At 62.0% G+C, this 26,689-nt stretch carries 23 protein-coding genes; 13 read left to right on the top strand and 10 right to left on the bottom strand.

The features are described 5' to 3' along the window. Positions 1-159: 159 nt before the first annotated feature. From HWX91_RS00160 to HWX91_RS00125, 8 genes are all read right to left on the bottom strand, one after another. A complete protein-coding gene (locus HWX91_RS00160) occupies positions 160-1,692 on the bottom strand; it encodes an efflux transporter outer membrane subunit (RefSeq protein ID WP_028196211.1) in 1,533 nt (510 codons plus the stop codon). Further along, a complete protein-coding gene (locus HWX91_RS00155; protein ID WP_028196212.1) occupies positions 1,689-2,693 on the bottom strand; it encodes an efflux RND transporter periplasmic adaptor subunit in 1,005 nt (334 codons plus the stop codon). Before HWX91_RS00155 ends, HWX91_RS00160 begins: the two co-directional genes overlap by 4 nt. Continuing rightward, complete coding sequence (locus HWX91_RS00150) at positions 2,690-2,899, bottom strand: DUF1656 domain-containing protein (RefSeq protein ID WP_028196213.1); 210 nt, start codon at positions 2,897-2,899, stop codon at positions 2,690-2,692. Before HWX91_RS00150 ends, HWX91_RS00155 begins: the two co-directional genes overlap by 4 nt. Positions 2,900-2,942: 43 nt before the next feature. Then, positions 2,943-5,045, bottom strand: coding sequence for an FUSC family protein (locus HWX91_RS00145; protein WP_028196214.1), 2,103 nt, complete (start codon positions 5,043-5,045; stop codon positions 2,943-2,945). 6 nt (positions 5,046-5,051) lie between these two features. Next, the gene (locus HWX91_RS00140) at positions 5,052-5,513 is read right to left on the bottom strand and encodes a MarR family winged helix-turn-helix transcriptional regulator (RefSeq protein WP_030102131.1); all 462 of its coding nucleotides are present in this window, start codon (positions 5,511-5,513) and stop codon (positions 5,052-5,054) included. Positions 5,514-5,640: 127 nt separating this feature from the next. Continuing rightward, positions 5,641-7,299 (bottom strand): ATP-binding protein, encoded by a 1,659-nt coding sequence (locus HWX91_RS00135; RefSeq protein WP_028196215.1) that lies wholly within the window; start codon positions 7,297-7,299, stop codon positions 5,641-5,643. 4 nt (positions 7,300-7,303) lie between these two features. Continuing rightward, positions 7,304-8,821, bottom strand: a complete 1,518-nt coding sequence (locus HWX91_RS00130; RefSeq protein WP_028196216.1) for an ATPase domain-containing protein — start codon at positions 8,819-8,821, stop codon at positions 7,304-7,306. A 151-nt stretch (positions 8,822-8,972) separates the two neighbouring features. Then, on the bottom strand, positions 8,973-9,881 hold the full coding sequence (locus HWX91_RS00125) for a LysR family transcriptional regulator (RefSeq protein WP_028196217.1): 909 nt from the start codon (positions 9,879-9,881) through the stop codon (positions 8,973-8,975). Between the two features lie 201 nt (positions 9,882-10,082). Between HWX91_RS00125 and HWX91_RS00120 the strand changes: the two genes are divergently transcribed. From HWX91_RS00120 to HWX91_RS00100, 5 genes are all read left to right on the top strand, one after another. Continuing rightward, positions 10,083-11,138, top strand: coding sequence for a porin (locus HWX91_RS00120; RefSeq protein ID WP_028196218.1), 1,056 nt, complete (start codon positions 10,083-10,085; stop codon positions 11,136-11,138). Positions 11,139-11,222: 84 nt separating this feature from the next. Beyond that, positions 11,223-12,299 (top strand): hypothetical protein, encoded by a 1,077-nt coding sequence (locus tag HWX91_RS00115; RefSeq protein WP_081833041.1) that lies wholly within the window; start codon positions 11,223-11,225, stop codon positions 12,297-12,299. Further along, complete coding sequence (locus HWX91_RS00110; RefSeq protein WP_028196220.1) at positions 12,296-13,657, top strand: MFS transporter; 1,362 nt, start codon at positions 12,296-12,298, stop codon at positions 13,655-13,657. Before HWX91_RS00115 ends, HWX91_RS00110 begins: the two co-directional genes overlap by 4 nt. A gap of 42 nt (positions 13,658-13,699) precedes the next feature. Then, the gene (locus tag HWX91_RS00105) at positions 13,700-14,716 is read left to right on the top strand and encodes a hypothetical protein (protein ID WP_028196221.1); all 1,017 of its coding nucleotides are present in this window, start codon (positions 13,700-13,702) and stop codon (positions 14,714-14,716) included. Positions 14,717-14,820: 104 nt separating this feature from the next. Then, positions 14,821-15,261, top strand: a complete 441-nt coding sequence (locus tag HWX91_RS00100) for a hypothetical protein (protein ID WP_028196222.1) — start codon at positions 14,821-14,823, stop codon at positions 15,259-15,261. A 61-nt stretch (positions 15,262-15,322) separates the two neighbouring features. Here HWX91_RS00100 and HWX91_RS00095 read toward each other — a convergent pair whose 3' ends face one another. Further along, positions 15,323-15,988: a histidine phosphatase family protein gene (locus HWX91_RS00095; RefSeq protein ID WP_028196223.1), complete on the bottom strand. Its 666-nt coding sequence runs from the start codon at positions 15,986-15,988 to the stop codon at positions 15,323-15,325. A gap of 237 nt (positions 15,989-16,225) precedes the next feature. Between HWX91_RS00095 and HWX91_RS00090 the strand changes: the two genes are divergently transcribed. From HWX91_RS00090 to HWX91_RS00065, 6 genes are all read left to right on the top strand, one after another. Further along, the gene (locus HWX91_RS00090) at positions 16,226-16,447 is read left to right on the top strand and encodes a CbtB domain-containing protein (protein ID WP_028196224.1); all 222 of its coding nucleotides are present in this window, start codon (positions 16,226-16,228) and stop codon (positions 16,445-16,447) included. Between the two features lie 11 nt (positions 16,448-16,458). Beyond that, positions 16,459-17,205: a CbtA family protein gene (locus tag HWX91_RS00085; RefSeq protein ID WP_028196225.1), complete on the top strand. Its 747-nt coding sequence runs from the start codon at positions 16,459-16,461 to the stop codon at positions 17,203-17,205. Between the two features lie 224 nt (positions 17,206-17,429). After that, on the top strand, positions 17,430-18,617 hold the full coding sequence (locus HWX91_RS00080; RefSeq protein WP_028196226.1) for an ABC transporter substrate-binding protein: 1,188 nt from the start codon (positions 17,430-17,432) through the stop codon (positions 18,615-18,617). Between the two features lie 49 nt (positions 18,618-18,666). Continuing rightward, positions 18,667-19,482 carry a VOC family protein gene (locus HWX91_RS00075; RefSeq protein WP_028196227.1) on the top strand — a complete coding sequence of 272 codons (816 nt, stop codon included), beginning with the start codon at positions 18,667-18,669 and terminating at the stop codon, positions 19,480-19,482. 326 nt (positions 19,483-19,808) lie between these two features. After that, positions 19,809-22,268: a DUF6531 domain-containing protein gene (locus HWX91_RS00070; protein ID WP_028196228.1), complete on the top strand. Its 2,460-nt coding sequence runs from the start codon at positions 19,809-19,811 to the stop codon at positions 22,266-22,268. After that, positions 22,265-22,780, top strand: a complete 516-nt coding sequence (locus HWX91_RS00065) for a hypothetical protein (protein WP_028196229.1) — start codon at positions 22,265-22,267, stop codon at positions 22,778-22,780. Before HWX91_RS00070 ends, HWX91_RS00065 begins: the two co-directional genes overlap by 4 nt. 330 nt (positions 22,781-23,110) lie before the next feature. Here HWX91_RS00065 and HWX91_RS00060 read toward each other — a convergent pair whose 3' ends face one another. Then, positions 23,111-23,923: a 2OG-Fe(II) oxygenase gene (locus HWX91_RS00060; RefSeq protein WP_028196230.1), complete on the bottom strand. Its 813-nt coding sequence runs from the start codon at positions 23,921-23,923 to the stop codon at positions 23,111-23,113. 179 nt (positions 23,924-24,102) lie between these two features. Here HWX91_RS00060 and HWX91_RS00055 point away from each other — a divergent pair, with 179 nt between their 5' ends. Then, a complete protein-coding gene (locus tag HWX91_RS00055) occupies positions 24,103-24,948 on the top strand; it encodes an HTD2 family dehydratase (protein ID WP_028196231.1) in 846 nt (281 codons plus the stop codon). A gap of 234 nt (positions 24,949-25,182) precedes the next feature. Beyond that, on the top strand, positions 25,183-26,682 hold the full coding sequence (gene amaB, locus HWX91_RS00050; protein WP_028196232.1) for an L-piperidine-6-carboxylate dehydrogenase: 1,500 nt from the start codon (positions 25,183-25,185) through the stop codon (positions 26,680-26,682). The last annotated feature ends 7 nt before the right edge of the window (positions 26,683-26,689 follow it).

The raw sequence follows: 26,689 nt of genomic DNA, 5'->3' as shown, positions 1-26,689 counted from the left end.
AACCACCACCGTGAAAACGCCAATGCAGCCGCCCAACGTGGCTGCGCCTTGCATGAAGTTCGACATACGTGCCCCGTAACGAGTAGTTGAAGGCTTATATTTAACCTCAATTGAAAGGTAAAAGAAAGCTTGTCAAAAATAGCGATTTACCCGGATAGGTCAGGGTAGTGTCGGCGCGGCGGCCTTGGCCGGTACCACGGCACCCGGCGTTGCAGCGTCCGACCCGGCTCCCGGCACCGTACGCGCATCCGTTTCCCATCCGCCGCCGAGTGCGAGGAACAGGTTGACCTGATCGACCGCCACCTGACCTTCGGCTGCCGCCACCTGAGACCTCGTTGAAGTCAGTGTGCGCGTCGCATCCAGATCCGAAATGAACGACTCGCGTCCGGCGAGATACAGCCGATGCGTTTCATCCGCCGATTGGGCCGCCGACTTCAGCGCGGCACGCAACGCGTCGGCGCGGGTGGCGTCGGACGCATAGGTCGCGAGGCTGGTTTCGGTTTCGCGCAACGCGGTCAGCACGACGCCATCGAATTTCGCCAGCGCGACGTTGCTCGACGCTTCCGCTTCGCGCACGCGGCCGCGCGCGCCATTCGTCGGGAAGGTCCAACTGATCAGCGGACCGAACGCCCAGCGCGCCGTCGGCGAGGTGCCGAGGTCTTCCAGAACCCCCGTCAAACCTGCCGATGCGCCGATGCTCACACTCGGATACAACGCGCCCGTCGCGACGCCGATCCGCGCCGTCGAAGCGGCCAGTTGACGCTCGGCCTCGCGCACGTCCGGACGGCGTTTGAGCAGCGCGGCGCCGTCGCCGATCGGAATCGGCTGACGGATCTGCGGCAGCGTGTTGCAGGCGAGCACGGCCGGCGGCAGATCGGACGGTGCGCGCGCGAGCAGTGCGGCGAGCCGGTATTGGGCAATCTGGCGGCGCGCCGTGTAGCGGGGAATATCCGCTGCGAGCGTATCGACCTGGGTCTGGTTACGCGTCACATCGGGCTGATTGCCGCGGCCCGCGTCGCGCAATCGGCGCGACACGTCCGCGCGCTGCTTCTGCAGTGCCAGCGACTGCTGCGCGATCTTGAGTTCCTCGGCGGCCGAGCATTGGTCGACGTAAGAGCGCACCACATCCGCGACCACGCTGATCCGTGCGAGATCGCCGGCTGCCTGCACGGCTTCCGTGTCTGCCGACGCCGCTTCGACGCCGCGCCGCAGCTTGCCGAACAGGTCGATTTCGTACGAAATGCTGATGCCGATGTCGCCTTCATTCACGACCGGCAGCTTCTCGGTCAGCAGATACTGCTCGGCCGACTCCTGCGCGCGTTGGATGGCTGCCGAGGTCTTGCCGGAAAAGCCGCCTTGCGCTTGTGCTACGCCCAGCGCTTCACGCGACCGTGCGAGGTTCGCCGCGGCGACACGCAAGTCGGTGTTCGATTTCAGCGCTTCGTCGACGAGGCTGTTCAGCACCGGATCGTCATAGAGCTTCCACCAGATAGCGGGGACGGTCTGCCGCGTGGTCAGCCTGGCATCGGCGCCCTCGATCGGCGCATTGGCAAGCGGGGCGTTGACCAGTGCCTTCTTCGGCAACGCGTAATTGGGGCCGACGTTCATGCAGCCGCTGAGCGCGACGGCTAATGGCAGCAGCGGCAGGAGCGGCAGCAGCGGCAATAAGGGCAGCGTGCGCGACGGCTTCATTGCGATGCGCCCGACGTGACGGCTGCGGACGCCGGTTGAGTAGCAGATGCAGCAGGCGTAGCGGACGCAGCAGGCGTAGCCGAAGCATCCACCGCACCCGAAGCGCCCGTAGCCGGGCGCCGCTTGCCGCTCAGCGACAGATCGAGCACCGACACCGTTGCCGTGCGTCCGGCGATCAGGCGGAAATCGGCGGGGACTTCGTCCAGCGCAACCCGCACGGGAATCCGTTGCGCGAGCCGCACCCAACTGAACGCCGGGTTCACGTTCGGCAGCAGGTTCGAGCCTTGCGTGCGGTCGCGGTCCTCAATCCCCGCGACGATGCTTTGCACGTGACCGCGCAGCACATTCGGCTCGCCCATTACCTGAATATCGACCGGCTGGCCGATGTCGATACCGCGCAGCTTGGTCTCTTCAAAGTAACCGTCGACGCGGAACGAATGCATATCCACGACCGACAGCACCGGCCGGCCCGCGGAGACGAATTCGCCGGCGCGCGGCGCGCGGTCGTTCAGATAGCCGTCGACCGGACTCACGATCGTAGTGCGTTGCAAATTCAGTTTGGCGGTGTCGATCGCGACGTTCGCATCGGCGAGTGCGGCCTCCGCCGTTTCGACCCGCGAGCGGCTTTCTTCGGCGACTTCCGCAGCAACGAGATTGCCGAGCTTGCGGTTACGGGCGTCTTCGCGGCGCGCCTGATCGAGGGTGGCGCGGCGTTGTTCCGCGGTGGCCTGCGCCTGGCGCAGCGCGAGCGCATAGCGGGCCTGGTCGATGACGAACAGCACCTGACCTTGCTTGACCAACTGGTTGTCGGCTACCTCGACCGATGAGATCAGCCCCGAGATATCCGGCGCGACCTGGATCACGTCGGCGCGCACGTGCCCGTCGCGGGTCCACGGTGCGAACATGTAATAGGCGACCAGTTTCCACAGCACGAAGGCCGCGACCACGACGACGATCAGGGTCAGCAGAATCTGACCGACGGAGAACCAGGTTTTTTTCACGTTATTAGTCTGTGCGAAACGACGACGACAAGGCCCAGCACCAGCACATAGATGCCGAGATCGAAGATGGAACGGTGCCAGACGAAGCGGTAAAAGCCGGCGCGCGCGAGCACCGTGCGGATCGCCAGGTTGATCAGATAGGCGATGAACATCAGCACCAGCACGGCCGGCACGAACACGCCGAAGATATCGATTTCACCGATCATCGCGGGAGCTGGCCAGGGGGTGAATGGGGGCGGGACGGGCGCATCAGGCAGCGGCCTCCGGTTCGGGCGGCGTGGGTGTGATTAGCGTGGCCGGAAACAGCGAAAGACGCAAGCCGACCAGTGCGTGCAAGGCCTCGCGCAAATGGCGCGCCGAGGTTTGCGAGGTCGGGCTTGGCGCGCTGGCATTCGCGAGACCTTGTGCGGTGACGCGCGTCACCGCGGCGTCGATCAATGAGCGCAGACTCTCCGGCACCGGTTGGCGTACCCGTTGGTCCACGCACATTTCGAAGTACTGGCGCACGTCGTCGAGGACGAGATCGATCGCGCCTGGCGCTTCTCCGCCGAGCTTGCGGGTCAGGCGGCGCAGATCGAGCGCGTTGAAGGCAATCCGCAGATCGCGAAAGCTCTCGATCGACGGATGGCGATGGTCGTCCGTGGCCGCAAGGCGCGGGATCAACTGCATCAGGCGGTCGAGCATGCGCGCGGCGAGGTTGCGCGGGTCTTCGATGGGTCGGGTTGACGCCGTCAGCGCCACGTCGGCCCAGCTCGAGCGCAACAGCCGCGAGGCCGCGAGTTCGGCGCCGAACGGCCGCGTCACGCGGGTCCACAGATAGGCATACAGCAAGCCTGCGAGGCCCGCGAGATTGCTGTTCAGGAAGATCAGGAAGTTGGCCGAGTAAGCGTCCTGAATGCTGATGAAGGTGGCGGTATTGACGGCCACCAGCACCGTCACCATGTTGAACGCCGGACGCGGAATCAAGGTGCCCACCAGAATGAACGGCGCGGCGAACATAATGACCAGCATCGGGAAGTCGTGCACGTGCGGCAGCACGGCGAACAGATAGATGCCGGCGGCCACCACGCTGATCGCCGTGGCCACGAAGAACCTGAACACCATCGGCGCGGGTTCGTCGAGCGCGGCGAAGAAGCAGCAGGCGACCGCCGCCAGCGTCACGGCACTGGCGCCGTCCGCCCAGCCCGAACTGATCCACAGACTGCACGCAATGACCACTGCGGCGCCGGCTGACGCTGTCGAAAACAGCATGATGCCGCGATCGAAGAAGCGCTCGGTGCCCCCCAGCCGCCAATGCCGGAAACGTGGCCGCCATGAGCCTTCCTCGCGCGTGATGATGATGCGCAGCGAGCGGCAGTCCTGCCAGACGTCGATCACCTGTTTCATACGCCACAGCGCGTTCGACAGCAGCGCACCGTCCCAGGCCGCGAGTGCGGCAGGCGGCGGTTGCATGGCGGCAATGCGCTCGCGCAAGGCGTTGGCGGTCGCGTCGGGGTGATAGCCCCCGCTGGCGGCGGGCAGCGGTGTGTTGAACCATTTGATGACGTCGTTGAGCAGCGCTTCGAGACCCTCTGGCCAGGTTTGCCGCCCGCTGTTGTAGAGCGCGACCAGCGGATCGGCCAGCGCCGACATCATCGGCAGCAGCAACTGCATGCGCCCGCGCAACTCGTGGGCGCGGGCCAGGATATCCGGCCGCGTGTGGTCGTAAGCAAGCTGGCTCAGGAGCAGTTCGAGACCGTTGATCGTGGCGGCGATCCGTTGGCGGGCTCCTGAAATCGCCGCGCCGGCGATGCGCCCGGACAGCGTTTCGGTCGCATAGAACGCGGCGTCGCGAAACCACGCATCGGTCCGCTCGATAATAGTCGGGGCGAGCCGGCTGGGAAACAGCGAACTGCCGACAATGCTCGCGCACACAATGCCAAGCGTGATCTCTTCAGTGCGGCTGATCGCCAGATCGAACACGCCGCCGGGATCCGTCACCGAAGGCAGCGCGATGATCGGCATGGTGTAGGCCGCCAGCATGAACACGTAACTGCGCGCGGTGCGGTCGGCCACCGCCAGATACAGCAGCGTGCCGGTCCACAACGCGACGATCACGCTGAACAGATACGGCGATTCGACGAACGGCGGTACTAGCAGCACGGCGGCCGACGCGCCGAGCGCGGTGCCGAGCGCACGATAGAGCGCCTTGGAGCGGGTCGCGCCGACAAACGGATTCGATACGATGTAGACGGTGGCCATCGCCCAGTACGGCCGTGGCAACTCGAGCGCGAGACCGATGTAGAGCGCGATCATCGCTGCGGCAAACGTTTTGACGGAGAACAGCCAGTCGCGGACGGAAGGGTAGACCATGAGCCGTTACTCGGAGTCTCTGGCGTTGTGCGGCGTGGTTGTGTCGGCCGTGAAAGCGGCCAGTACCCGCAAGGTCGCTTCGAGATCGCTGCGGGAAATACCTTTCAAAGCTTGCGCCCGCAACGTATTAAGCTCTTCTTCCATTTTTGCGGTGACAGCGCGGCCCTCGTCGGTGAGCACCACGGTCTTGGCGCGGCGGTCTTCGGGATCTTCGTCGCGGCGCATCAGGCCGGCCGCGCACAGTTGATCGAGCAGCCGCACGAGCGACGGCCCTTCAATACCGATGTGATCGGCCAGCGTGACCTGCCGCACCGCTTCGCCGAGACGACTGGCGGTCAGGAGCGGCGTGGCGCACGCTTCGGAAACGTTGAAGGCCGCGAGCACGCCGTGACTCGTGCGCCGCCATTTTCTGGCAGCGACGACCAGGGTGCTGCTGACGGTGCGGCGCAGGGCATCGAGATTCGACATGGCCGGTATTGTATGGCCAAAATATTCGTTAGCAAACTATTGAATTGGGGATTTTTGCGAGGGATGGATTCGTCAGCAGTTTGCAGGCGCGCTGTGACAACTTCTCGACAGGCGCGTGCGACCTCGTTCAGGCCGCGAGGCCGAGCCGTACGGTACGTGCCAGATCGTCGAGCCGGAATGGTTTTCGCAAGATCGTGCAGCGCTTGACCGCGAGGCCCGAAATATCCACGTCCGCGTAACCGGTTGCGAGAATCACGGGCAGATCTTCGCGCATCTTGCGCGCCTCGGCGATCACGTCGATGCCGTTCATGCCGGGCATCGCGAAATCGACCATCAACAGGTCGGGATTGTCGTCCTTCAAGCGGTTCAGCCCGGCCCGGCCATCCGCCGCTTCCGTCACGGTATAGCCGAGTCCTCTCAGACAATCGACCAGCATTGCGCGCACCTCGCTGTCGTCTTCGACCACCAGCACACGTTGTACGCCCACCGCGTTCTCTTCGACAGCGGATGCCGCTTCGATTGGCGGGGTTACGCGCTTGCGCAACGGCAACCAGATCTCCACCGTGGTGCCGATGCCTTCCTCGCTGAACAGGCGCGCGGAGCCGCCGGCTTGACGCGCGATTCCGTAGACCTGGCTCAAGCCGAGCCCCGTGCCCTTGCCGATAGGCTTGGTGGTGAAGAACGGATCGAACACCCGCGAGACAATGTCAGGCGGCATGCCCGATCCGGTGTCGGTGACTTCGATCACGACATAGCGGCCGGGTTCGAGGGTTTCATCGGGAGCCGAGCGTTCCTTCACGTGGATGCTCAACTGGCCGCCGCCGGGCATCGCGTCGCGCGCGTTGATCGCCAGATTGAGAATAGCTAGCTCGAGCTGATTGGCATCGGCCTCCGTCCACATCTCTTCGTAATCGGATTCGTTGACGTAATGGATGCCCGAACCGAGCGACACAGTGACGATGTCGCGCATGCCGTGCAGCAGCGCGACCACGTCCACCGCCTTCAGATCGAGATTGCTGTTGCGTGAGAACGTCAGCAACTGGCCCGTCAGTTTCGCGCCCCGCTCGGTCGCGCGTTTGACGGTGGCGGCCATTGCGCGAATGCGCTCGTCGCTGCCGGCCCGCGCGATCAGTTCCGAGTTGACCATGATGACGTTCAGCAGATTGTTGAAGTCATGCGCGATGCCGCCGGTGAGTTGTCCGAGCGCTTCCATCTTCTGTGACTGAACCAGCACCGCCTGTACTTTGGCGCGCTCGTGAATCTCCGTCATCAGCCGGTTGTTGGCCGAAGCGAGTTCTTGCGTGCGCGCGGCAATGCGGCTCTCGAGCGAATCGTTGAGTTGCACCAGGGCTTCTTGCGCCGCGATCAGTTCGGCCAGATGACGGCGCGACTCGTACTGCCGCGCGCGCGCCCGCAGCGATGACCCGACCGCGCGCCGCAGCGTTTCCGAGTTCAGCGGCCGCTCGAGCACCACCACGTTGCCGAGCCGCTCCAGCACTTCTAGACTGCGTGCCGACCGGCGCCCGACGTGATTGGCGGCGAGCAGAATAAACGGCAGGTCGGACCACGCCGGTTGCTGTTCGAGCCAATCGAACAGGCGCGACACATGACCGTCCGAGAGCGCCTCTTCGGCGATCAGGGCGCTGCCAGCCCCGGCCTCGAGCATTTCAGTGAGCGCATCGGCATCGCGGCAGGCGACGCATTCGCGTTCGTCCTTATGCAGGACCTCGGCAATCACATCGGCGTCGCGGCCAAACGGTGCAAGGATAAGAACGCGTTGCTCCATAGCGCTACAGCCCGGACGTATCGATGACGTGGTCCGCCGTACCGAGCAGGGCGGTGCTGCCGCGATAGGAGGGCAGACCGGACAGGACGCCCTCGAAGTCGCGCAGCGCTTCACCCACTTCCACCCCGCCTCTGCGCAGCCGGAACTGGCGGATCGAGCGCTCGTGCGCGTTTGCCCGGCTCTTCACTGCGGTCACCGCCGTCAACACTTCGCCCTGATGTTCGAAATAGCGGAACAGCACGACCACGTCGCTGAGATAGCTGATGTCGATGTCGTTCTGCACCTCGCCGATAATGCCGTGCTGGCCCAGCACCAGCATGGTGATGATGCCCTGCTGGTTCAGATAGCCGAGCAGTTCGTGCATCTGCAGCAGCAGATAGCGCTCGCCGGGCATCGCCTGGAGATAGGCATTCAGACTATCGATAGCGACGTAGGTGCAGCCCTTTTCCTCGACCGATTTGCGCACGTCGCAGGCAAATTCGCCAGGCGAGATTTCTGCCGGATCGATCTGGCGCAATGTCAGCAGGCCGCTTTCCACAAAGGGATCGAGGTACATGCCGAGCGTCGAGCAACGGATCGTCAGGGTGGTGAGGGTCTCGTCAAACACGTAGTAGACGCAACGCTCGCCACGCTCGAGCGCCGCAATCAGGCAAGACACCACCGTGGTGGTTTTTCCGACGCCGGACGGGCCGATCATCAGCGCATTGGTGCCCGGGATCAACCCGCCGCCGAGCAGTGCGTCGAGGCCCGGCGTTCCGGTGCTGAGCACTTCCGGATTGAATTCCGCATGATGCTCCGCCGCAACGAGACGGGGATAAACCTGAATGCCTCCGGTGTCGAGGGAGAAGTCGTGATAGCCCTCGCGAAACTTGATGCCGCGCATCTTGGCGATGCGCATGCGCCGCCGGTTGCCGCCATAGTCGTGCACGAGGTTGTCGAGGCTGATCACGCCGTGGGCGATGCTGTGCAACTGCAGATCGCCGGGGTCTGACGTGTTGTCGTCGAGTAGAAGCACCGTGCATTCGCGGGTGGCGAAATAGCGCTTGAGTGCCAGAATCTGCCGCCGATAGCGCAGGGGGTTCTGCGACAGCAGACGCAATTCGGAAAGGCTGTCGAGCACGATGCGCACAGGCTTGAGCGCATCAACCTGTTCGATGACGTTGCGCACGGTCTCGCCGAGTTCGACCTCGGCCGGGTGCAGCACGGTTTGTTCGTAGCGCGGGTCGAGCCCCTCGTCGGACAGCAGTTCGAGGATGTCGAACCTGCTGATGTCCCAACCGTGGCTGTTGGCTACAGAGACCAGTTCGTCGCGGGTTTCGGACAGCGTGATGTATAGACCCGTCTGGCCTTCGCTGACCCCCTGGAGCAAAAATTGCAATGCGAGGGTAGTTTTTCCGGTGCCCGGGGCGCCTTCGACCAGATACATGCGGTGCGGGGTGAGGCCACCGCCTAGAACGTTGTCGATTCCCTCTATTCCGCAGGAAAGGCGGGCCGGTGCGGCGACAGCAGGTTTGTTGAGCATGGCGAGTAGGTTGGCGTCAGTTTGATGGACGGTGAACTCCTTGCCGGCACGGAGAATGCAATTTTTGTGCCCACGGTTATCGTTTGCCCGTATTGCTGGACGGCGCATGTGCTGGGGGCTTCTCGCGGCGCTCCCGCAAAGTCAAACGTGTTCACCCGTGAACGCGCGTCTTCACCAGTTCGATAAAGCGGGTCGCCGCGCTGTTACGCAGTTCCGCCGGGTAGGCAAGATGGAGCGGCGCGCTCAACTTCGCGGGATTTGCCAACGTGCAATACACCGTTCCCACTTGGTCGTAACGTTGCATCGACGCGGGCACCAGCGTGACGCCCAAGCCTGCGGCGACGAGATTGATGCCCGACACCATGCGCGGCACCTCGCGGGCAATCCGCGGCACGAACCCGGCTTGCCGGCAGGCCGCCAGAATGTCGGCATACATGCCGGGCGCCCCAGGCCGGCGGACCAGAATGAAGTCTTCATTCGCCAGCGCCTTCAATGACACTTGTGGCCGTTTCTTGCCCGCGCTCTTTAGCAATGGATGCCCAACGGGCAGCACCACCACCATCGGTTCGTCGAGCAATAACTCAAATGCCACGCCTTCGCGTGCGTCGACCGGCTTGCGGAGAAACGCAGCCTGAATCTGGCCCGCGGCCAGTCGCTCGATAATTTCTGCCGCGTTGAGTTCGGCAAGTTCCACGGCGACTTTGGGACACACCGCGCGAAAAGCCCGGATCGTTTCGGTCGTGAACGGATGGAACGCAGCCGAGCTGGTCAGTCCGATCGAAATCGTGCCGAGCTCGCCCCGCGCAATTCGTTGCGCCTTGTCCACCGACTGCTGCAGTTCCAGCAGCAAGCGTTGTGCGTCTTCCGCGAAGGCCTGCCCTGCCGGTGTCAAGCTCACGCCGCGCGGCATGCGTACAAACAGTTCGAAGCCGATCTCTTCTTCCAGTGTCCGGATCTGCTGCGAGAGCGGCGGTTGTTGCATGGCCAGCCGCTCGGCGGCACGGGTGAACTGGCCTTCCTCGGCAACCGCCAGGAAGTAGCGCAAGTGGCGAAGCTCCATGGTGTTCCGTCTCCTCGGTCGTGCTCTATGTTCTGTTCATTGCCATATTTTATAGATATGGATGGTGCATAAAACAGGTATTTTACATTTACCACACCCGCTCCTACGATCTCGTCCATCGCATCGACCGATACCCGCATTGCCCACGGCAAGCAGGCTCGAACGCATCGCGACATAAAACAACATCGACAGGAGACGGTAGTGAAAAAACAATGTGCGGTGGCCGCATTGGCCGTGGTGAGTTGCACGGGTGCGCATGCTCAGGCATCGGTCACGCTGTATGGGTTGATCGACACGAACATCGAATTCCTCAACCACGCGGGCGCCGCGGGCGGCTCGCTGGTCCGCGAAAATTCCGGTGGACTGAGCAACTCGCGCTTCGGTTTTCGTGGGACTGAAGACCTAGGCGGCGGCAACAAGGCGTTCTTCATTCTCGAAGCGGGCTTCAACGGTAACGACGGCACCAATGCAAGCGCGGGCGTCCTGTTCAACCGGACCGCGGCGGTCGGGGTGTCGAACGATGCTTTCGGCGCATTGTCGGCGGGTTTGCAGTACACGGCGATGTACGACACGCTCATCAGGTACGACCCGATGGTGTTCGGCCAGCAGTACACGTGGATGCCGACCACCGGTTCCGTGGACAGTTTTTCGTTCAAGGCGCGCGTGAACAACTCGGTCAAGTATGTGGGCCGCTTTGGCGGTCTGACGGCGACGGCGGATTACAGTTTTGGCGGCACGGCCGACTCGTTTCAAAGCAGTGCCGCCTATGGCGGCGCGCTCGATTACGACGCCGGCAGTTTCGCGGCGGCGCTCGCTTACGACTACCGGAACGGCGCGATCAATTCGACCGGCATGTGGACCAAGTCGCGTAACTGGAGCGCTTCGGCCCGCGAGCAGATCGGGGACGCAACCATCATGGGCGGCTATGAGCACTATCTGTATAACCCGACCAAAGGCAAGTCGGTGTCGTCGGCACTGTGGTTCGGCGGCGTCCGCTACCTTGTCCTGCCGTATTTTCGCGTGACGGCCGCCGCGTATTACCAGAGCAACAAGGCGGATAACGTGTCGAATTCGTTGATGGGCGTGCTCGGCGCGGACTATATTCTGTCGAAGCGAACCGATGTGTACGCAACCGTTGCCTATGCGGCCTCCACGCACTACGCGAATGACCGTTACACCCCTGTCGGTTTGACGAGCGACACCGCGTTCGGTCCGAACCAGACGGGCGTCACGCTCGGTATTCGCCACCGGTTCTGAGGTTTTGGGTCTTTGAGCCTTTCAACGACGGATTTGACGATGCACCGCGTTCAAGACAGTGCACTGTAATCAGGAGCAAGCTGTATGACATTCAATCTTTCACGACGTCTGACCATGAGGTGCATGGCAGCCGGTGCCGCCATGCTGGCCTCGCTCGCGCAACCGGCATTCTCGGCGAACCCCAACGGATCCCATCTAAAACCGGTGACGACGATCTCGGATACCCGGTTCACGATCGACACGCCGCAGGGGCAGGCTGAGTTTCCGCTGTATCTGTCGAAGGATTGGACTGTCGCGCAACCACAGGTAACGCGTGCGGTGATCGTGGTTCACGGCAAATTGCGCAACGCGGATGTTTACTTCCGCACCGCACAGAAGGCACGCGACGCCGCACAAGCGGATCCCGACAGCACGCTCCTGATCGCACCACAATTCCTCGCCACGCTCGACTTGCGCGTGCATGACGAACCGGCCGATCTGCTGCGCTGGAAGGGTGACGCGTGGATGGGCGGCGAAGCGGCCCGAGCACCGCTGCCGATCAGTTCGTACGCGGTGCTGGACGCTATTGTCACGCGCCTCGCGGATCGCAAGCTGTTTCCGAATCTGCAGCATGTGGTGATCGCAGGGCATTCGGGTGGCGGGCAAGTTGTGCAGCGCTATGCCGTGGCGGCGCGTAATATCGACGTGCTGACCCGAGAAGGCATCGACGTACGCTACGTCGTGGCGAATCCATCCACGTACGCCTATTTCGATGCGCAACGGCCGAATGCACAAGGTGTCGCCGCGCCGTTCGATGCCGCGCAATGTGCCGACTTCAATCAGTGGAAATACGGCATGGAGAATCGGCCGCCCTATCTCGACGACCGCTCGCCCGCGCAACTCGAAGCGGCTTATGCGTCGCGCCGGGTTGACTACCTGGTCGGAGGTGCGGACAACGATCCGCAGCAAAGCGCGCTCGATAAAAGCTGTGCCGCCGAAGCGCAAGGCCCGCAGCGCTTCGCGCGGGCACAAGCGTATTACCGGTACATCGAAGCGCGTCATCCGGAAGGCCTGAAACAGAGCTTGCATATCGTGCCGGGCGTGGGCCACGACGGCGCGCGTATGCTGACGTCGGTGTGCGCGTTGTCAGCGATGTTCGACACCCAAGGATGCGAGCAATGAGCGAGACGAGCCTGAATCAGCATGAGGGTGCGCGGTCCGGCACGGAAGCGTCGAACGGCTTGAGCCCGTCGATGGTGCGGCGCGCGATCTTCGCCTCGGTACTCGGCAACGGACTCGAGTGGTTCGATTTTCTGATCTACGGCTACTTCGCCAAGATCATCGCGCAAGTATTCTTCCCCGGCGGCAGTGGCTTCGTGTCGATCATGCTGACGCTCGCTACGTTCGCCGTCGGCTTTATCGTGCGGCCGATCGGCGGCATTCTGCTCGGCATCTATGCGGACCGCGCAGGGCGGCGCAAAGCGCTTTCGCTGCTGATCATCTCGATGGCGGCCAGTACGCTGTTGATGGGCCTCACGCCGGGCTATGCCAGCATCGGCATCGCGGCGCCTCTGCTGGTGGTGTTCGCGCGGCTATTGCAGGGGCTCTCGGTGGGCGGCCAGTTCGCAACGGCCTCGGCGATGCTTGTCGAGTATGCGCCGCCGCATAAGAAGATGTTCTACGGCAGCTTCAACATGTCGGCACAGGCGTTTGCACTGCTGCTCTCGTCCGGTGTCGGTTATCTACTCACCACGCAACTTACGCATGAGCAACTGGTGGCGTGGGGTTGGCGCCTGCCGTTTCTGTTCGGCGCGCTGGCGGGACCGTTCGGCTTCTATATCCGGCATCGCGTGGCGGAGTCGCCGGAATTCGAGCGCCTGCTCGACCAGCGGGACAAGCCGCCGCGTGTGACCGTGCGTCAGTTCTTCCGCGACAACGGTGACGCGGCGATCTGCGCGATGGGTGTGATCATCATCGGCGCGGCGACAAATTATGTATGGCATTCCTATCTGTCGGTCTATGTCGAGCGGCAATTGCATCTGCCGTTGTCTACGGCCCTGCTGGGCGCGTTCGTGTCGGGCGTGTTGAATCTGTTTCTCTTTCCGCTGTCGGGCAAGCTCGCCGATCGCTATGGCGCATACCGGCTGTTCTATCCGATCGTGATTGCATGGATGGTATGCGTGTATCCGCTGTATCACTTCGTTGTGACGAATCCGACGCCGGGGCATCTGTTCATCGCGCAGATGGTGGCGACGGTGTTCCTTGCCGCCATGTCCGGTTCGCACCCAGGCATGCTCGCGACGCTGTTTCCAGTGCGCAGCCGTTCGGCCGGCGTGGCGCTGTCGTACAACATTGCGGTGACGCTGTTCGGCGGTATGGCGCCGCTTACGATCACCGGTTTGACGCATCTGACCGGCAGCAGTTTGACGCCGGCCTTCTATCTGATTTTTGCCGGCTTCGTGTCGCTGGCGATGGTGTATTTCACGCGCTCGGGACGTGAACCGGGCGGTGCAAGCGCGAAGTTCGCTGCGCCACGGTAGCCGCCACTCGTTAGACTTATTGGATTAACCAGAGCTTATTGCATGACCCAGCCTTTGATCACAGATGACGAACGCGCGCCGAATGAACATCCGGTCGCCGTCGTCGGCCGCCAGTATCTGCGTGTTGAGACGCAAACGGGTAGCGGCACCGTGCCGATATTCGCGAACGGCGACTGGCTTGTGTCTGCGCGTGACGTCAAGCGCGCGGTCATTCTGATTCATGGACGCTTGCGCAATGCGGACGCGTACTTCGACCTGGCGGAGCGCGCGTGTGCGCTAGCCGGTGGCGATACTGCCGATACGCTGCTGATCGTGCCGCAGTTCCTCGCGAGTGCGGACGTCGACGCGCATCGCTTGCCGCCGTCCGCGCTGCATTGGGAGTGGACTAGCTGGATGGGCGGCGGCAATGCCGAAGGTCCCGCGCCGATCAGTTCGTTCGACGTGCTCGACGCCATCCTGCGGACGCTGGCGTCGCGCGAGCAGTTTGCGTCGCTCACCGAGGTGGTGATCGCGGGGCATTCGGGCGGTGGCCAGGTGGTGCAGCGCTATGCCGTCGTGACGCGAGGTGAGGCGCCGCTCGTCGCGCGGGGGATTGCGCTGCGCTATGTGGTCGCGAATCCTTCGTCGTATGTGTACTTCGATGCAATGCGGCCGAGCGTGTCCGGCGAATTCGCAGTGTTCGATGCGACCGCGTGTCCGTCGTTCAATCGCTGGAAGTATGGGCTCGAGGATTTGCCCGCTTATGCTTCTTCGTACAGCGGAAATCCTGATTCCGCTGGCGCGCTCGAATCGCTTTACGCGCGTCGTGATGTCACCGTGCTGCTCGGCGGCGCGGATTGTGATCCGCAGCATCCGGCTCTCGACCGCTCGTGCGCCGCGCAGGCGCAGGGTGCTCATCGGCTGGCGCGTGGACTGACTTACGCGCGCTATATGGCGTTGCGGCATCCCGAGAGCGCGGCGAAGCATCGTACGTTTGTGATCGACGGCATCGGGCATGACGCGAAGGGGATTTTTGCGTCGCCGCCCGGGCTGGCGGCGTTGTTTGGTGTCGCTTCCTGACACCTTTAGGCGCGTTTTTGGGCAGGAGGCGGGCGCTGTTCGAAGCTTCATGGGCACGAACCGTGCTATTACGGTAAGGCCACCTTTCGAAGGACTGCGCCGACATGAACAAGACCCGAATTCTCGCCACTGCAATTGCTGCTGTATCGCTGGGCGCATTGCTACCATGCAGCGCGAATGCCGACGATGCGCCTAGCCCATGTGCGTCGCTCAAACGGATCGTCGCGGCGGCGCCGGACGGCTTGGCCTCGCTGACACCGGACGACGGCAAGGGCGTCGCGCAACCCTACGGCGACGACGCGCAATGCTCGTCAGGCCACGGCAGTTACCAATGCACGTGGACGCCGCACCATGACGCCGGTTCGAGCGCGGATGCGCTGCAGTCCGTCGCGGCGGACATCGCATCGTGCCTGCCGGACGCGACACATGACCAGAACTCGCCCGGACGCCAGCACTTTTATCTAGGCACGCGGGCCAGACGGACCGATATCACGTTGACGCCAGCCGGTTCGAACAAGCTGAGGTTGGTGGTCTCGGGCAAGTGACCGGGCACGGGCGTTTCGATTCGATCGCCTGTGCACGGCAGACGTCGCATCGCCGTCGCCGTTAGTGCGATGCCGGCCACCAGGTCCAGCCACGTCGCGAGCGTCGTAACTCGATCATCGAAAGCGGCGCGATTTCGATGCGTGAGAATATCGCCGGCGACGCTCCGAGCGCATGAATGATGGCGGCCCGGATTACCGCCGCATGCGTGACGGCAACGACGTTCTGCGCGTTTTGCGCGTTTTGCATATCGCGCGGCGCCTTGTTTGTTCCATCGCCTGGTGCACTGTCCTTTGCGTGGGTCACGCTCTTGCTCACTGTCTTGCTCAATGTATCGTCTAGCGAATCGAGCCATCGTCCTACCCGCTTCACGAGTTCGCTGAACGATTCGCCGCGATGCGCGGCGGCGTCGGGATCGTGCGTCCATGCGGCAAGCTCTAGTGGTGCTTCGACGGCAAGATCGGCAAGGCGGCGGCCGTGCCACACGCCATAGTCCATATCCGCCAGTCCCTCGTGCACTATTGCATCGAGGCCCAGGGCCGATGCCGTATCACGCGCGCAAACAGCAGGGCTGACGAAGGTAGCCGCGTTGTCGGGAATCGACAACCGTGCCCGCGCGGCGCCCGCGTCGGCGAGGCCAGGGGCGTCGAGCGGATCGTCGGCGGGGAAGCGGGCCGCGCGCATTGCCGCAGTCGACGCGTGGCTGATCAATAGCAGCCGTATGTCCATTCGGTTGAGTTCCATAAAGGCCAGCTTAAGCGGGATGCGTGCGTGCATGCTCAGCGTTGCCGGACGGCAAAGTTTAACGCGTAGAATAGCGGCACTGCGAAGCACGGAAGCCGGTGAGAGCCCGGCGCGGTCGCGCCACTGTAATCGGCATTCACTATGCCGAAAGCCAGACCTGAGCTTCGTTTCATCCCTCTTCAATCGACTATCGGGGCGCGTTACCCCAAGGAGATGTTCACTATGTCCAACGCTGTTTTCGATTCCGCGACGCAACCGGTCGCCCAACCCACGCCGATTCCGCTGCGTGAACTGCTGCCCTGGATCGTGTTCGGCGGCTTGCTGCTGTTGCTCGCGATTTATTTCGTGGGCGCTGAACAGGGCGCTACGTCGCTGGTCCCTGGCATGTACGTGCATGAGTTCGTGCACGACGGCCGCCATCTGCTCGGCTTTCCTTGCCACTAACGGAGTCGAACATGGTTGGTAAATTGTTGGTACGCGGGATGCTTGCAGGCATCGCCGCAGGGTTGCTCACGTTCGGCTTTGCCAGGCTCGTGGGCGAGCCGCAGGTCGATCAGGCGATCTCCTTTGAGGAAAAAGCCGACGCCGCCAAAGGCGAAGCACCCGAACCCGAACTGGTAAGCCGCGAAACACAAGCCGGCCTCGGATTGTTGACGGGCGTCGTGACGTATGGCGCAGCGTTTGGCGGGCTGTTCTCGCTGGTGTTCGCGTTTGCGTACGGCCGCGTCGGCGTGTTGAGTGCGCGCGCCTTGTCCGCATGGCTTGCGCTTGGTGCGTTTATCGCGCTGGTGATCGTGCCGAACATCAAGTACCCGGCGAATCCACCCTCGGTGGGCGACCCTGAGACGATCGGCATGCGGACAGGCCTGTTCTTCCTGATGATCGCGATTTCGCTCGCCGCACTGGTGTTTTCGCTGAAGGTGCGCCGCCGCGCGGCGCTGAAGCTGGGCGCGTGGAATGGGTCGATCGTGGCGGGTGTGGTGTTTGTCGTGATCATTGCCGCCGTGCAACTGTCGATGCCGGTGATCAACGAAGTGCCGGCCGCCTTCCCGGCGGTGCTGCTGTGGAAATTCCGCGTCGCGGCAATCGGCATGCAGGTGATCATGTGGACGACCATCGGGCTGCTGTTCGGCGCGTTGGTTGAGCGAAGCAAACTGCTGGCTCCCGCAAACCGCGGTGTAGCGAAGTCCGCTTACCTTTGAGGTAGAAAGGCGGGGCCGCTGGAGCGGTCTCGCCGACGTGCAGCGCAAGAGAAGCCAGATACATCAAGTACTTGGCGCGCTTGCCAGAATGTTATCCACAGGCTTGCGAACATTTTCTGTGGACAAGTTCCCCGGCAGCATAACGATATGCAAATCGCTTGGTTGCCCGGAGCCGGGGCACATCCGACACTCACTCCACTCTCACGCGAACCGAGTCTGGAGTCATGTCGATTACCTCAAGCCAGCGCCCATCATGGGCCACTCATTTCACGGCACTTCTGCTGCTCGCCGCCTCGGCAATCACGCTGGCGACGACGGCCGTGGCCGCGCCGCCCTCGGGCGATCCAATTCTGATAGGCGTGAGCGGGCCGTTGACCGGCCAGAACGCTCAGTACGGCGCGCAATGGAAGGCCGGCTTCGATCTTGCCCTCGACGAAATCAATAGCCACGACGGCATCAACGGGCGCCCGCTGAACTATGTATTCGAGGACAGCCAGAGCGACCCGCGCCAATCCATCACGATTGCGCAGAAGTTCGTCAACGATCCGCGCATCCTGATCGAACTCGGCGACTTTTCCAGTCCGGCGTCGATGGCCGCTTCACCGATTTACCAGCATGCCGGTCTGGTGCAACTCGGCTTTACCAACTCGCATCCTGACTTCACCAAAGGCGGCGACTACATCTGGAGTCCGTCGGTCAGTCAGGCTGACGCGCAACCGTTGCTCGCCGATCTCGCCGTTAAGACGCTCGGCCTCAAACGTGTCGCCGTGCTCTATCTGAACACCGACTGGGGGCGCACGAGCAAAGACGTGTTCGTCAAAGCCGCCAATGAGCGCGGCGCGCAGATCGTAGCGGCCGAAGGCTATCAGCCAACCGAGAAAGATTTTCGGGCGACGCTGGTGAGGGTAAGCGCTGCGAATCCGGATGGCATCGTGCTGATCTCGTACTACTCCGACGGCGCGCAGATAGCCCGTCAGGCGCGGACGAGCGGCATCAACTTGCCGATCGCCGCGGCCAGTTCCGTGTATTCGCCGAAGTTCCTCGAACTTGGCGGCGAGGCGGTTAACGGGGTAGCGACCAACACCAGCTTTTTCCCCGGCGAATCCGGGCCCGAGGTGCAAAGTTTCGTCAAACGTTTCGAAGCGAAATACCACCGTGAGCCGGACGCGTTCAACGCCTATGCGTATGACGCCGTCATCATCGCCGCCTACGCGCTGCGCGCCGGCGGCCCCGATCGCAAGGCGGTACGCGATGCGCTGCCGAAGCTGCACGACATTCCGAGTGTCGTGTTCGGCAAGGCCAATTTCGATCCGGCGACGCGACGCGTGATCGGCGTGAAAAATATCAACGTGGTAGTGAAGAACGACAAGTGGGCGTTGCTTGAGAGCAAGGCAACGGTTGCGCAGAAGTAGGTGCTCCCCGTCTGTCTAACCAGCCGATCATTCACGAAATTTTTTTGTCATGAGCCTTTCACTCGATCACATTGTGATTCGCGTCCACGACCTGACGCGGACCATTGAAGATTTCACGGCGCTCGGTTTCACTGTGCAACAAGGCGGCACGCATGCCGATGGCGTGACCCACAACGCGTTGATCGGCTTTGCCGACGGCAGTTACATCGAGCTGATCGCGTTCTTGCAGGCGGCGCCGCAGCGTCGCTGGTGGAATGTGGGGCAGCGTCACGGCGATGGCTTTGTCGACTACGCGTTGTTGCCGTTGAGCGTGGGCGCCGTGATCGACGCGGCTCACGGACGCGGGTTGCAGTATGAGGGCCCGCAGGCGGGGGGACGTGTGCGTCCCGACGGCGCGCGGCTCGAGTGGCAGACCGGCCGGCCAGAGACCAGTGACTTGCCGTTCCTGTGTGGGGATATCACGCCGCGTGCTCTGCGCGTGGCGGAAGGCGCGGTGCGCGAACATGCAAACGGCGTGCGCGGAGTGGCGAGTTTGACGGTTGCGGTGGAGGATCTGAAGCTGAGCGTGCAGCGGTATGAGGCGTTGCTTGGTTCTGAGGCGGTGGGGGCGCGGCAGGTGGCTTTGCCGGGACTGGGGGCGGTGTCGGCGACGGTGTCGATTGGCGATACCTCGGTGGTGCTATTGAGCCCTGTGCACGCCGATGCCGCGAGCGTTACGGCCGAAGGTGCGGCCTTGCGCCGGCAACTCGCCACGCGTGGGGAAGGAGTGTTTGGGGTTGCACTGCGTGGTGACGGCAATGCGAAGGCGCGGGTGCTCGATCTCGATCGCACGCATGGCGCGTGGTTCGAGATCGTGGCGGGCTGACTGACTGGGAATCGTCGATTGGTGCGCAGCGTCCAGGAACTGAAGTGCATCAAGCACTTGGCGCTGTTGTGGGGGTGTTATCCACAGCCTTCTGAACAAAAACTGGGGATAACTTATTCAGCGTCTAACGTTCCAGGTTTTCCTCTGCAATGGGCTAATGACTGACAGGCTCTTGCGCCGCTCCCTACGCATTGCGCAGGGAGTCTGACGGCATCGATTGGATGTGAATAGCGGAGACGTGTTTTTAGGAATTGTCGGATAGCGGGGACGGGATGCTCCTTATAGGGTGCTTGGGCTTCAAACAAGTACAACTAATAAGGACGACGATGAAAAATAAAAGAATGACGGATAGCCCGTTGGGCGTGGCGGCTCGCCTGATGGGAGCCTTCATGTTGCTTATGGTCGCGTTTGGTGCCAACGCGGCTGATTGCAACGCGGTGTGGGCCGCAACCGGCGCAAAACCGGGCTCGCCCACCTGCCGGTGGGATGCATACGCCGGCGTGCCTGGCGGCATGCAGTACTACAACTGCATCAGTTTGCCGCTTATCGACGCGTGGTGCGCGACACCCACTGCCGAAGAGCCGGAAGCGAGCTGTCCCGTCGCTGACCCTGTATACCCAGGCAATGGCGCTGTCACCTTGACTGAAGCGGACTTTGTCAGTGGCGACGACATTCCGATGCTGTTCACGCGGACCTACCGATCCAGGTCACTGGGCAATTCCGCCACAGCTATGGGCCCGGTCTGGTTCCATAGCTGGCAACGCAACCTGGGACTCGCGAACGCCAACAACGGCAGCGCGTCCAAGGTGCTTGCGTATCGCGAGAACGGTGAACCCGTCACGTTCAACTGGTCAGCCGGCACGTGGCGCACAGCGGGTTTTACCGGCCTTGCGCTGGCACAGAATGGCTCCGGATGGACGCTTACTGATCTCAAGACCGACACCGTCGAATCGTACTCGGCTCAAGGCGTATTGCTTTCGGAGAGTACGAAGACAGGGTTTGTCCGAACGCTGACCTATGGCAGCTCAGGATTGCTGACCACGATCACGCAGCACGCCGCAGGCACGGACGCGAACAATGACGTCACGCTTCGCCTTGACTACGACGACAAGAACCGTCTTTCACGGCTGAACGACCCGTTGGGCCGCATGACGCAGTACGGGTACGACGCGAATGGCAATCTCGTCTCGGTCACCTGGCCTGATGGCTATGCGCACCGGTATGTCTACGACGACGCACGCTTCAAGAATTCGCTGACGGGCGAGGTTGACGAGGCGGGTAATCGCATTGCGACGTGGAGCTATGACGCGCAGGGTCGCGCCGTGGCGGTCAGCCACCCCAACGCCGCGCAAAACGCGCAGTTCGCCTATAACACGGGCTCCACCGTCATCACCGGCAGAAAAGGTGCGACCACGCTGAGCATGTCGTCGATTGGTGGGGTGCTGCGACCAACCGGAACCACATCCGCTGCGGGCAATAGCAACTCCGCATGGGATGCGTCGGGCAATCTGCTGAAGGATGTCGACGCGAATGGCGGCTCTACGGAGTACAGCTACGACGACACCGGACGGCCCGTTCGGGCGACGGTGAAGAACGCGTCGGGCACGTCGATCTCCACGATCCGCTACGCCGACACAACGAGTCTGCGTCCGTCGATGATTGCCTCGCCGAAGCTGATGCAATCCTTCGTATACGACGCGAACGGCAATACGACCGGCGTTAGTGAGACACCGACCGACGATCCGACGGGCGCCCGCGCCTTCGATGCAGGCAAAGCGGACGGCGTGACGACGGCATACGGGATGACCTACGACGCAATGAACCGGCTCGCGTTCGTTCAGCAGACGGCGAATGGGAAAGTCACAGGGCAGTGGAGAGTCACGCGCGACGCAACGGGAAATGCGTTTGCAATTATCACCTTGGGAAGTGACCAGGACGTGACGGAGATTCTCTCGCGAGATGCCGCTCATCGTGTTCTGTACGGCTATAACCCGACCGGTGACTTCTATCTTCGCTACGACCAACGCGCCCGCATTGAGCGTTTCAAATTCAATGAGTATGAGAGCCCGGCGAACGGTGGCATCCGGCGCGTGTTCAAGGTCAGGTTCGGCTATTCACCGGACGGCCGCGTCGTGTCACGAACCGGCACCGTTGCAAAGAACGGCAACGTTCTTGATCTCAATGACGGAACGGATATTCCGATCAGCAGCGATGAAATCAACCAGTGGATCGATAACTACAACTACGGCGACTCCCCGGTAGGGCCACCCGCCAATCTGCAAGGCGCGAGTCGGCTGCTGGGGGACAACTTTCTCGGAACGTCGACCGTGTGCAGTGGCTGCCATTTCTCGGCAGGGCTGATTGACGGTGGTCTACGCGTTCTTGTCTATCGGCTTCTGCAGAACCCGGTCGTTAGATATGGCATTGGTCAGGGTGCAAGGAAGGTCGCGGAAAACTGGGAACGCATCAAGGAGATGTGCAAGCCAGCTGCTGAGACGGAGGTCGATGGGATTCCGCCGGGGCGGATCACATCCGAATACACTGATATCACAACGGGGGGGAGTGTTCGAAACATCCGAACCGACGTTGGCAAAGCGGAGTTTGAGGCAAATCTAGTAGAGAGCGGCTATGTGCAGTCTCTTAGCAAGGACGGCAGAGCGGATATCTTTTCAAAGGACGGAGCGCGTTACACCGTCAGAGAAGATTCAAACGCAGGGTATCCTACCGCCGAGTATGTACCCGCTGGCGCACCACGCGGCACAATTAAGATACGGCTTCCAAAATGAGTGAAATAGATTTTATTCGTGATTCCATGACCTTCTTGCCGCTTTGGGAGCGTGTGAATGCAGGTGTGAAAGAACTGGCCAATATTCCGTCTGCGGATCTGCTTTATTTTGATTCGATTGATATATCGACTCAAAAATTCTTCGATCTCATTCGAGCCATGCTGGCGTTCAAGGGAGCAAGGGACTTTGCCTCGCTAGTTCTCAAGCCGGACCCGTTCAGTTATTTTCATTATCATTTCGGAAAGTATCCTGGGTTTGTACATCGTGCTGAACACAGCGATGACGACTTCTTTGCGTCTTGGCAAAAGGACCCGGGAGACAGTCCAGCGGACTGCCTTTGGGCTAACTCAGAACGATATGCAGTCTTGCCGATCCCAGGAGATTGGTTCGTATATGCCGACAGAAAATGGGAGATGGGAGTGTTATCGGGCCCTCCGGATATTATTTCATTTGCCTCCAGCTTCTATCCATTTTTTCTCGATCCTGGAGAAAATTTCAAGATTGTTAGCTAAATTAAGCTGGCCACTGGTGCTCTGACAGGTCCGCCTGATGTGATGACATTTGCCAGGGAGTCTTTCGCGTTCTACGAGAATCCAGACCAGCGCTCCGGACCGGCCTGAACGGGGTTCAGGTCGCTTTACAACTTCGGCTGGCGCCGGGTGCCATGCGAGCTGACAAGAGCACCTTGCAGAAAGGTATTCATATCAATACTTTGGCGCATTTGTGGAGGCGTTATCCACAGCCTTGCGAACAATTTCTGTGGACAAGTGCACAACAGCAACAGTCAATCCTCCAGCACCGCAGACAAACGCAACCCAAACCCATCGTCACGTTCAACCCAATCAAGTCGCGTCATGAAAAATCACCCCAAGCGTATGGCGATGACCTGAGCGCAAACGGCTCACGCCGTGCCGCAGATTCACGCGGTAGACGCCACGCGTGCCCTGCACCGGCCGGTGATGAACCGCAAACACCACAGCGTCGCCCTTGCCGAGCGGTACGACCTCTGTGCGCGACTGCATCCGCGGACGCTGCTCCGTCATCACGAATTCCCCACCCGTGAAATCCTTGCCTGGCTCGGACAGCAGAATCGCGACCTGAAGCGGGAAGACATGCTCGCCGTAGAGATCCTGATGCAGGCAGTTATAGTCGTCGGTAGCATATTGAAGGATCAGCGGCGTCGGACGCATCTGGCCGGCCGCGTGGCAGCGCTCGATGAATTCGTCGTGCGCGGCTGGATAGCGCACATCGATACCCATCACCTCATTCCAACGATTCGCAACTGGCGCGAGGCGCGGATAGAGTGCGGCGCGCAGCTCCGCCACCGGATGCGGCAGCGGGTAAGCAAAGTACTTGTATTCACCACGACCGAAGCCATGCCGCGCCATCACAACACGGCTGCGATACAGGTCGTCGCGTGGATAGAGCGCGGCCAGCGCGTCGCATTCCTGCGCACTGAGCAGCTTGGGCAGCATCGCGCAGCCATAACCATTTAATTCTTCTTCGAGATCGAACCAGTCGAATGCGTCGACACGCTGTGCAAGCGGGCCGGTGGCGATGCCCGACCCCGGCGCGTCCGCGTGTTTCAGTTTCGGCCCGAATCCAAGATCGAGTTCTAACGCTGGCGAGCGCGGGTTCTTCGCGACCGTATTCATGGGCATTCTCCGTAAGGCGATCCATCAGCGATAACCAAGTGTAAGCGCATGCCTAAGGCAACGCCCCCCGACTCTTGCTCTCCAATTGCCGTATCGTTATGAGCGTGCCTCACGAACTCGCCGCAAGGTTCGTAGTAAGACCCTATCTAATCCCAACCGCGTATCCGGAGACTTTGCCCATGTCTGCCTCCCCAGAGAAGCTCGACGACTGGCTCGACAAGGAGTCGGTGACTGAAGACGACATCACCGCGTTTCCGCTGACGGCAATGGCCGCGACCCTGGAGCGCGAAGAACGTGGCGATACGGTGCCACCGCTCTGGCACTGGCTGTACTTCTTGCCGATCTCGCCACTGTCCGAGGCCAGTCCTGACGGTCATCCGAAACGCGGCGGTTTTCTGCCGCCGGTGCCGCTGCCACGCCGCATGTGGGCCGGCGGACGCGTGACGTTCCACGCGCCGCTCAAAGTCGGCGAGCATGCAAAACGCACGTCGATCATCGCCAATATCGAAGACAAGACCGGCCGCTCGGGCCGTCTCGTGTTCGTGACGGCGCAGCATACGATCGAAGTCGATGGTGAACTGAGGCTCGAAGAAGAGCACGACATCGTCTTCCGCGACGCGCCGCAAGAGGGCGCCCGCCCGCCGCAAGCGGCGCTGGCGCCGGAAGGCGAGACGTGGCGCCGCACCGTCGACGCGGACGCCGTGATGCTGTTCCGCTACTCCGCGCTGACCTTCAACAGCCATCGCATCCACTACGACTATCCGTATGTAACGGAGGTGGAGGGCTATCCCGGGCTGATCGTGCACGGTCCGTTGATCGCGACACTCCTCGTCGATCTGGTGCGCCGTGAACTACCGAGCGCAACGCTGCAAAGCTTCGCGTACAAGGCGGTGCGGCCTCTCTTCGCGGGCCAGTCGTTCGCCGTATGCGGCCGACCTTCTGCCGACGGCAAGACGGTCGACCTGTGGGCCAAAGACCATGAAGGCTATTTGGCCATGCGTGCTACGGCGCCGGTGGATGTGTAGAGGATATTTCCAATAAGAAACGAATCGCTGGGCGCCGGCACACCGCCGGCCGACCAGTAACCACGCCCCATCGGGCCTGCGCCCGCCAGCCTTCATAGGCCAAGATCAGCCATTTAAAGCCCGTTCACACGCCCGGACAAGCCGCTCCGGGCAAATCCGCTTGCCGCCATAAAATCCCGCGTGTATAGTTTCCGAACTTACTCTTGTTTCGCATCGGAAATTAAAGGGATCCTCATGGACGCTTCCACCATCCTCGCCGACCTAGGCATCGCCCACGCGGCGCAAGCCGGCGACATCGCGGTTCACTCGCCGATTACCGGCGAACTCATCGGCCGTGTGGCCAGCAATACGGTGGCGGAAGTCGACGCGGCCCTCGCCCAGGCGAAAGAGGCCTACACAGCCTGGCGCAACGTCCCGGCGCCGCGCCGCGGCGAGCTGGTGCGTTTGCTCGGCAACCGTCTGCGTGAAAAGAAGCAGGCGCTCGGCAGCATCATCACGCTCGAAACCGGCAAGATCCTGCAGGAAGGCTTGGGCGAGGTGCAGGAAATGATCGACATCTGCGACTTCGCGGTCGGCCTGTCGCGCCAGTTGTACGGTCTGACGATCGCCTCGGAACGCCCGGGCCATCGCATGGCCGAGACGTGGCATCCAATGGGCACATGCGTCGTTATCTCGGCGTTCAACTTCCCGGCGGCGGTATGGTCGTGGAATGCGGCGCTGGCGCTGGTGTGCGGCAACGCAGTGATCTGGAAGCCGTCGGAAAAGACGCCGTTGACCGCGCTCGCCGTCAACCAGATTCTCAGCGAAGCACTGAAGGAATTCGGCGATGCGCCGGCCGGCCTGACCGCGCTGATCAACGGTGGCCGCGACGTGGGCGCGAAGCTGGTGGCGGACCCGCGCGCATCGATCGTCAGCGCGACGGGCAGCACGGAAATGGGCCGCACGGTCGGTGTCGAAGTGGCGAAGCGCTTTGGCCGCTCGCTGCTCGAACTCGGTGGCAACAACGCGGGTATCGTCACGCAAACGGCGGACCACGAACTCGCCATGCGTGGCATCCTGTTTTCGGCAGTCGGTACGGCGGGGCAGCGTTGCACGTCGCTGCGGCGCCTGTTCGTGCATGAGAGCGTGTACGACAAAACCATCGAGCGTCTGAAGCAGTTGTACAGCAAGGTGCCGATCGGCAACCCGCTCGAAAAGGGCACGCTGATGGGGCCGCTGATCGACAAGCAATCGTACGCTCGCATGCAGGAAGCGCTGCAGCAGGCCACGGTCGAAGGCGGCAAGGTGTTTGGCGGCGAGCGCGTCGAGGTGAAGGGCTATGAAGGCGGTTACTACGTGCGTCCGGCCATCGTCGAAATGCCCTCGCAAACGGCGGTGGTGCTCAAGGAAACCTTCGCCCCGATTCTCTACGTGCTGCGCTATTCGGATTTCGCCGATGCGGTCGAAGCGAACAATGCGGCGGTGCACGGATTGTCGTCGTGCGTGTTCACGACCGATCTGCGCGAAGCCGAACGCTTCCTGTCCGACTCGGGCAGCGACTGCGGTATCGCGAACGTGAACATCGGCCCGAGCGGCGCGGAAATCGGCGGCGCGTTCGGTGGCGAAAAGGAAACGGGCGGCGGTCGCGAGTCGGGTTCGGATGCGTGGAAGGCGTATATGCGCCGCGCGACCAACACGGTCAACTATTCGTCTGCGTTGCCGCTCGCACAGGGCATCGATTTCAATATCGGCTGATAACGCG

The organism is Paraburkholderia fungorum (genome assembly GCF_902833645.1).
Lineage (GTDB): Bacteria > Pseudomonadota > Gammaproteobacteria > Burkholderiales > Burkholderiaceae > Paraburkholderia > Paraburkholderia fungorum.
Note: the sequence above shows the minus strand (reverse complement) of the source record. Positions and strands in the feature narration are given on the sequence as shown.

Excerpts from the sequence above, each read along its gene's own strand:
- HWX91_RS00160 (WP_028196211.1), bottom strand. The coding sequence starts at position 1,692 with ATGAAGCCGTCGCGCACGCTGCCCTTATTGCCGCTGCTGCCGCTCCTG.
- HWX91_RS00150 (WP_028196213.1), bottom strand. The coding sequence starts at position 2,899 with ATGATCGGTGAAATCGATATCTTCGGCGTGTTCGTGCCGGCCGTGCTG.
- HWX91_RS00145 (WP_028196214.1), bottom strand. The coding sequence starts at position 5,045 with ATGGTCTACCCTTCCGTCCGCGACTGGCTGTTCTCCGTCAAAACGTTT.
- HWX91_RS00140 (WP_030102131.1), bottom strand. The coding sequence starts at position 5,513 with ATGTCGAATCTCGATGCCCTGCGCCGCACCGTCAGCAGCACCCTGGTC.
- HWX91_RS00135 (WP_028196215.1), bottom strand. The coding sequence starts at position 7,299 with ATGGAGCAACGCGTTCTTATCCTTGCACCGTTTGGCCGCGACGCCGAT.
- HWX91_RS00130 (WP_028196216.1), bottom strand. The coding sequence starts at position 8,821 with ATGCTCAACAAACCTGCTGTCGCCGCACCGGCCCGCCTTTCCTGCGGA.
- HWX91_RS00125 (WP_028196217.1), bottom strand. The coding sequence starts at position 9,881 with ATGGAGCTTCGCCACTTGCGCTACTTCCTGGCGGTTGCCGAGGAAGGC.
- HWX91_RS00115 (WP_081833041.1), top strand. The coding sequence starts at position 11,223 with ATGACATTCAATCTTTCACGACGTCTGACCATGAGGTGCATGGCAGCC.
- HWX91_RS00110 (WP_028196220.1), top strand. The coding sequence starts at position 12,296 with ATGAGCGAGACGAGCCTGAATCAGCATGAGGGTGCGCGGTCCGGCACG.
- HWX91_RS00105 (WP_028196221.1), top strand. The coding sequence starts at position 13,700 with ATGACCCAGCCTTTGATCACAGATGACGAACGCGCGCCGAATGAACAT.
- HWX91_RS00100 (WP_028196222.1), top strand. The coding sequence starts at position 14,821 with ATGAACAAGACCCGAATTCTCGCCACTGCAATTGCTGCTGTATCGCTG.
- HWX91_RS00095 (WP_028196223.1), bottom strand. The coding sequence starts at position 15,988 with ATGGACATACGGCTGCTATTGATCAGCCACGCGTCGACTGCGGCAATG.
- HWX91_RS00090 (WP_028196224.1), top strand. The coding sequence starts at position 16,226 with ATGTCCAACGCTGTTTTCGATTCCGCGACGCAACCGGTCGCCCAACCC.
- HWX91_RS00085 (WP_028196225.1), top strand. The coding sequence starts at position 16,459 with ATGGTTGGTAAATTGTTGGTACGCGGGATGCTTGCAGGCATCGCCGCA.
- HWX91_RS00080 (WP_028196226.1), top strand. The coding sequence starts at position 17,430 with ATGTCGATTACCTCAAGCCAGCGCCCATCATGGGCCACTCATTTCACG.
- HWX91_RS00075 (WP_028196227.1), top strand. The coding sequence starts at position 18,667 with ATGAGCCTTTCACTCGATCACATTGTGATTCGCGTCCACGACCTGACG.
- HWX91_RS00070 (WP_028196228.1), top strand. The coding sequence starts at position 19,809 with ATGAAAAATAAAAGAATGACGGATAGCCCGTTGGGCGTGGCGGCTCGC.
- HWX91_RS00065 (WP_028196229.1), top strand. The coding sequence starts at position 22,265 with ATGAGTGAAATAGATTTTATTCGTGATTCCATGACCTTCTTGCCGCTT.
- HWX91_RS00060 (WP_028196230.1), bottom strand. The coding sequence starts at position 23,923 with ATGAATACGGTCGCGAAGAACCCGCGCTCGCCAGCGTTAGAACTCGAT.
- HWX91_RS00055 (WP_028196231.1), top strand. The coding sequence starts at position 24,103 with ATGTCTGCCTCCCCAGAGAAGCTCGACGACTGGCTCGACAAGGAGTCG.
- amaB (WP_028196232.1), top strand. The coding sequence starts at position 25,183 with ATGGACGCTTCCACCATCCTCGCCGACCTAGGCATCGCCCACGCGGCG.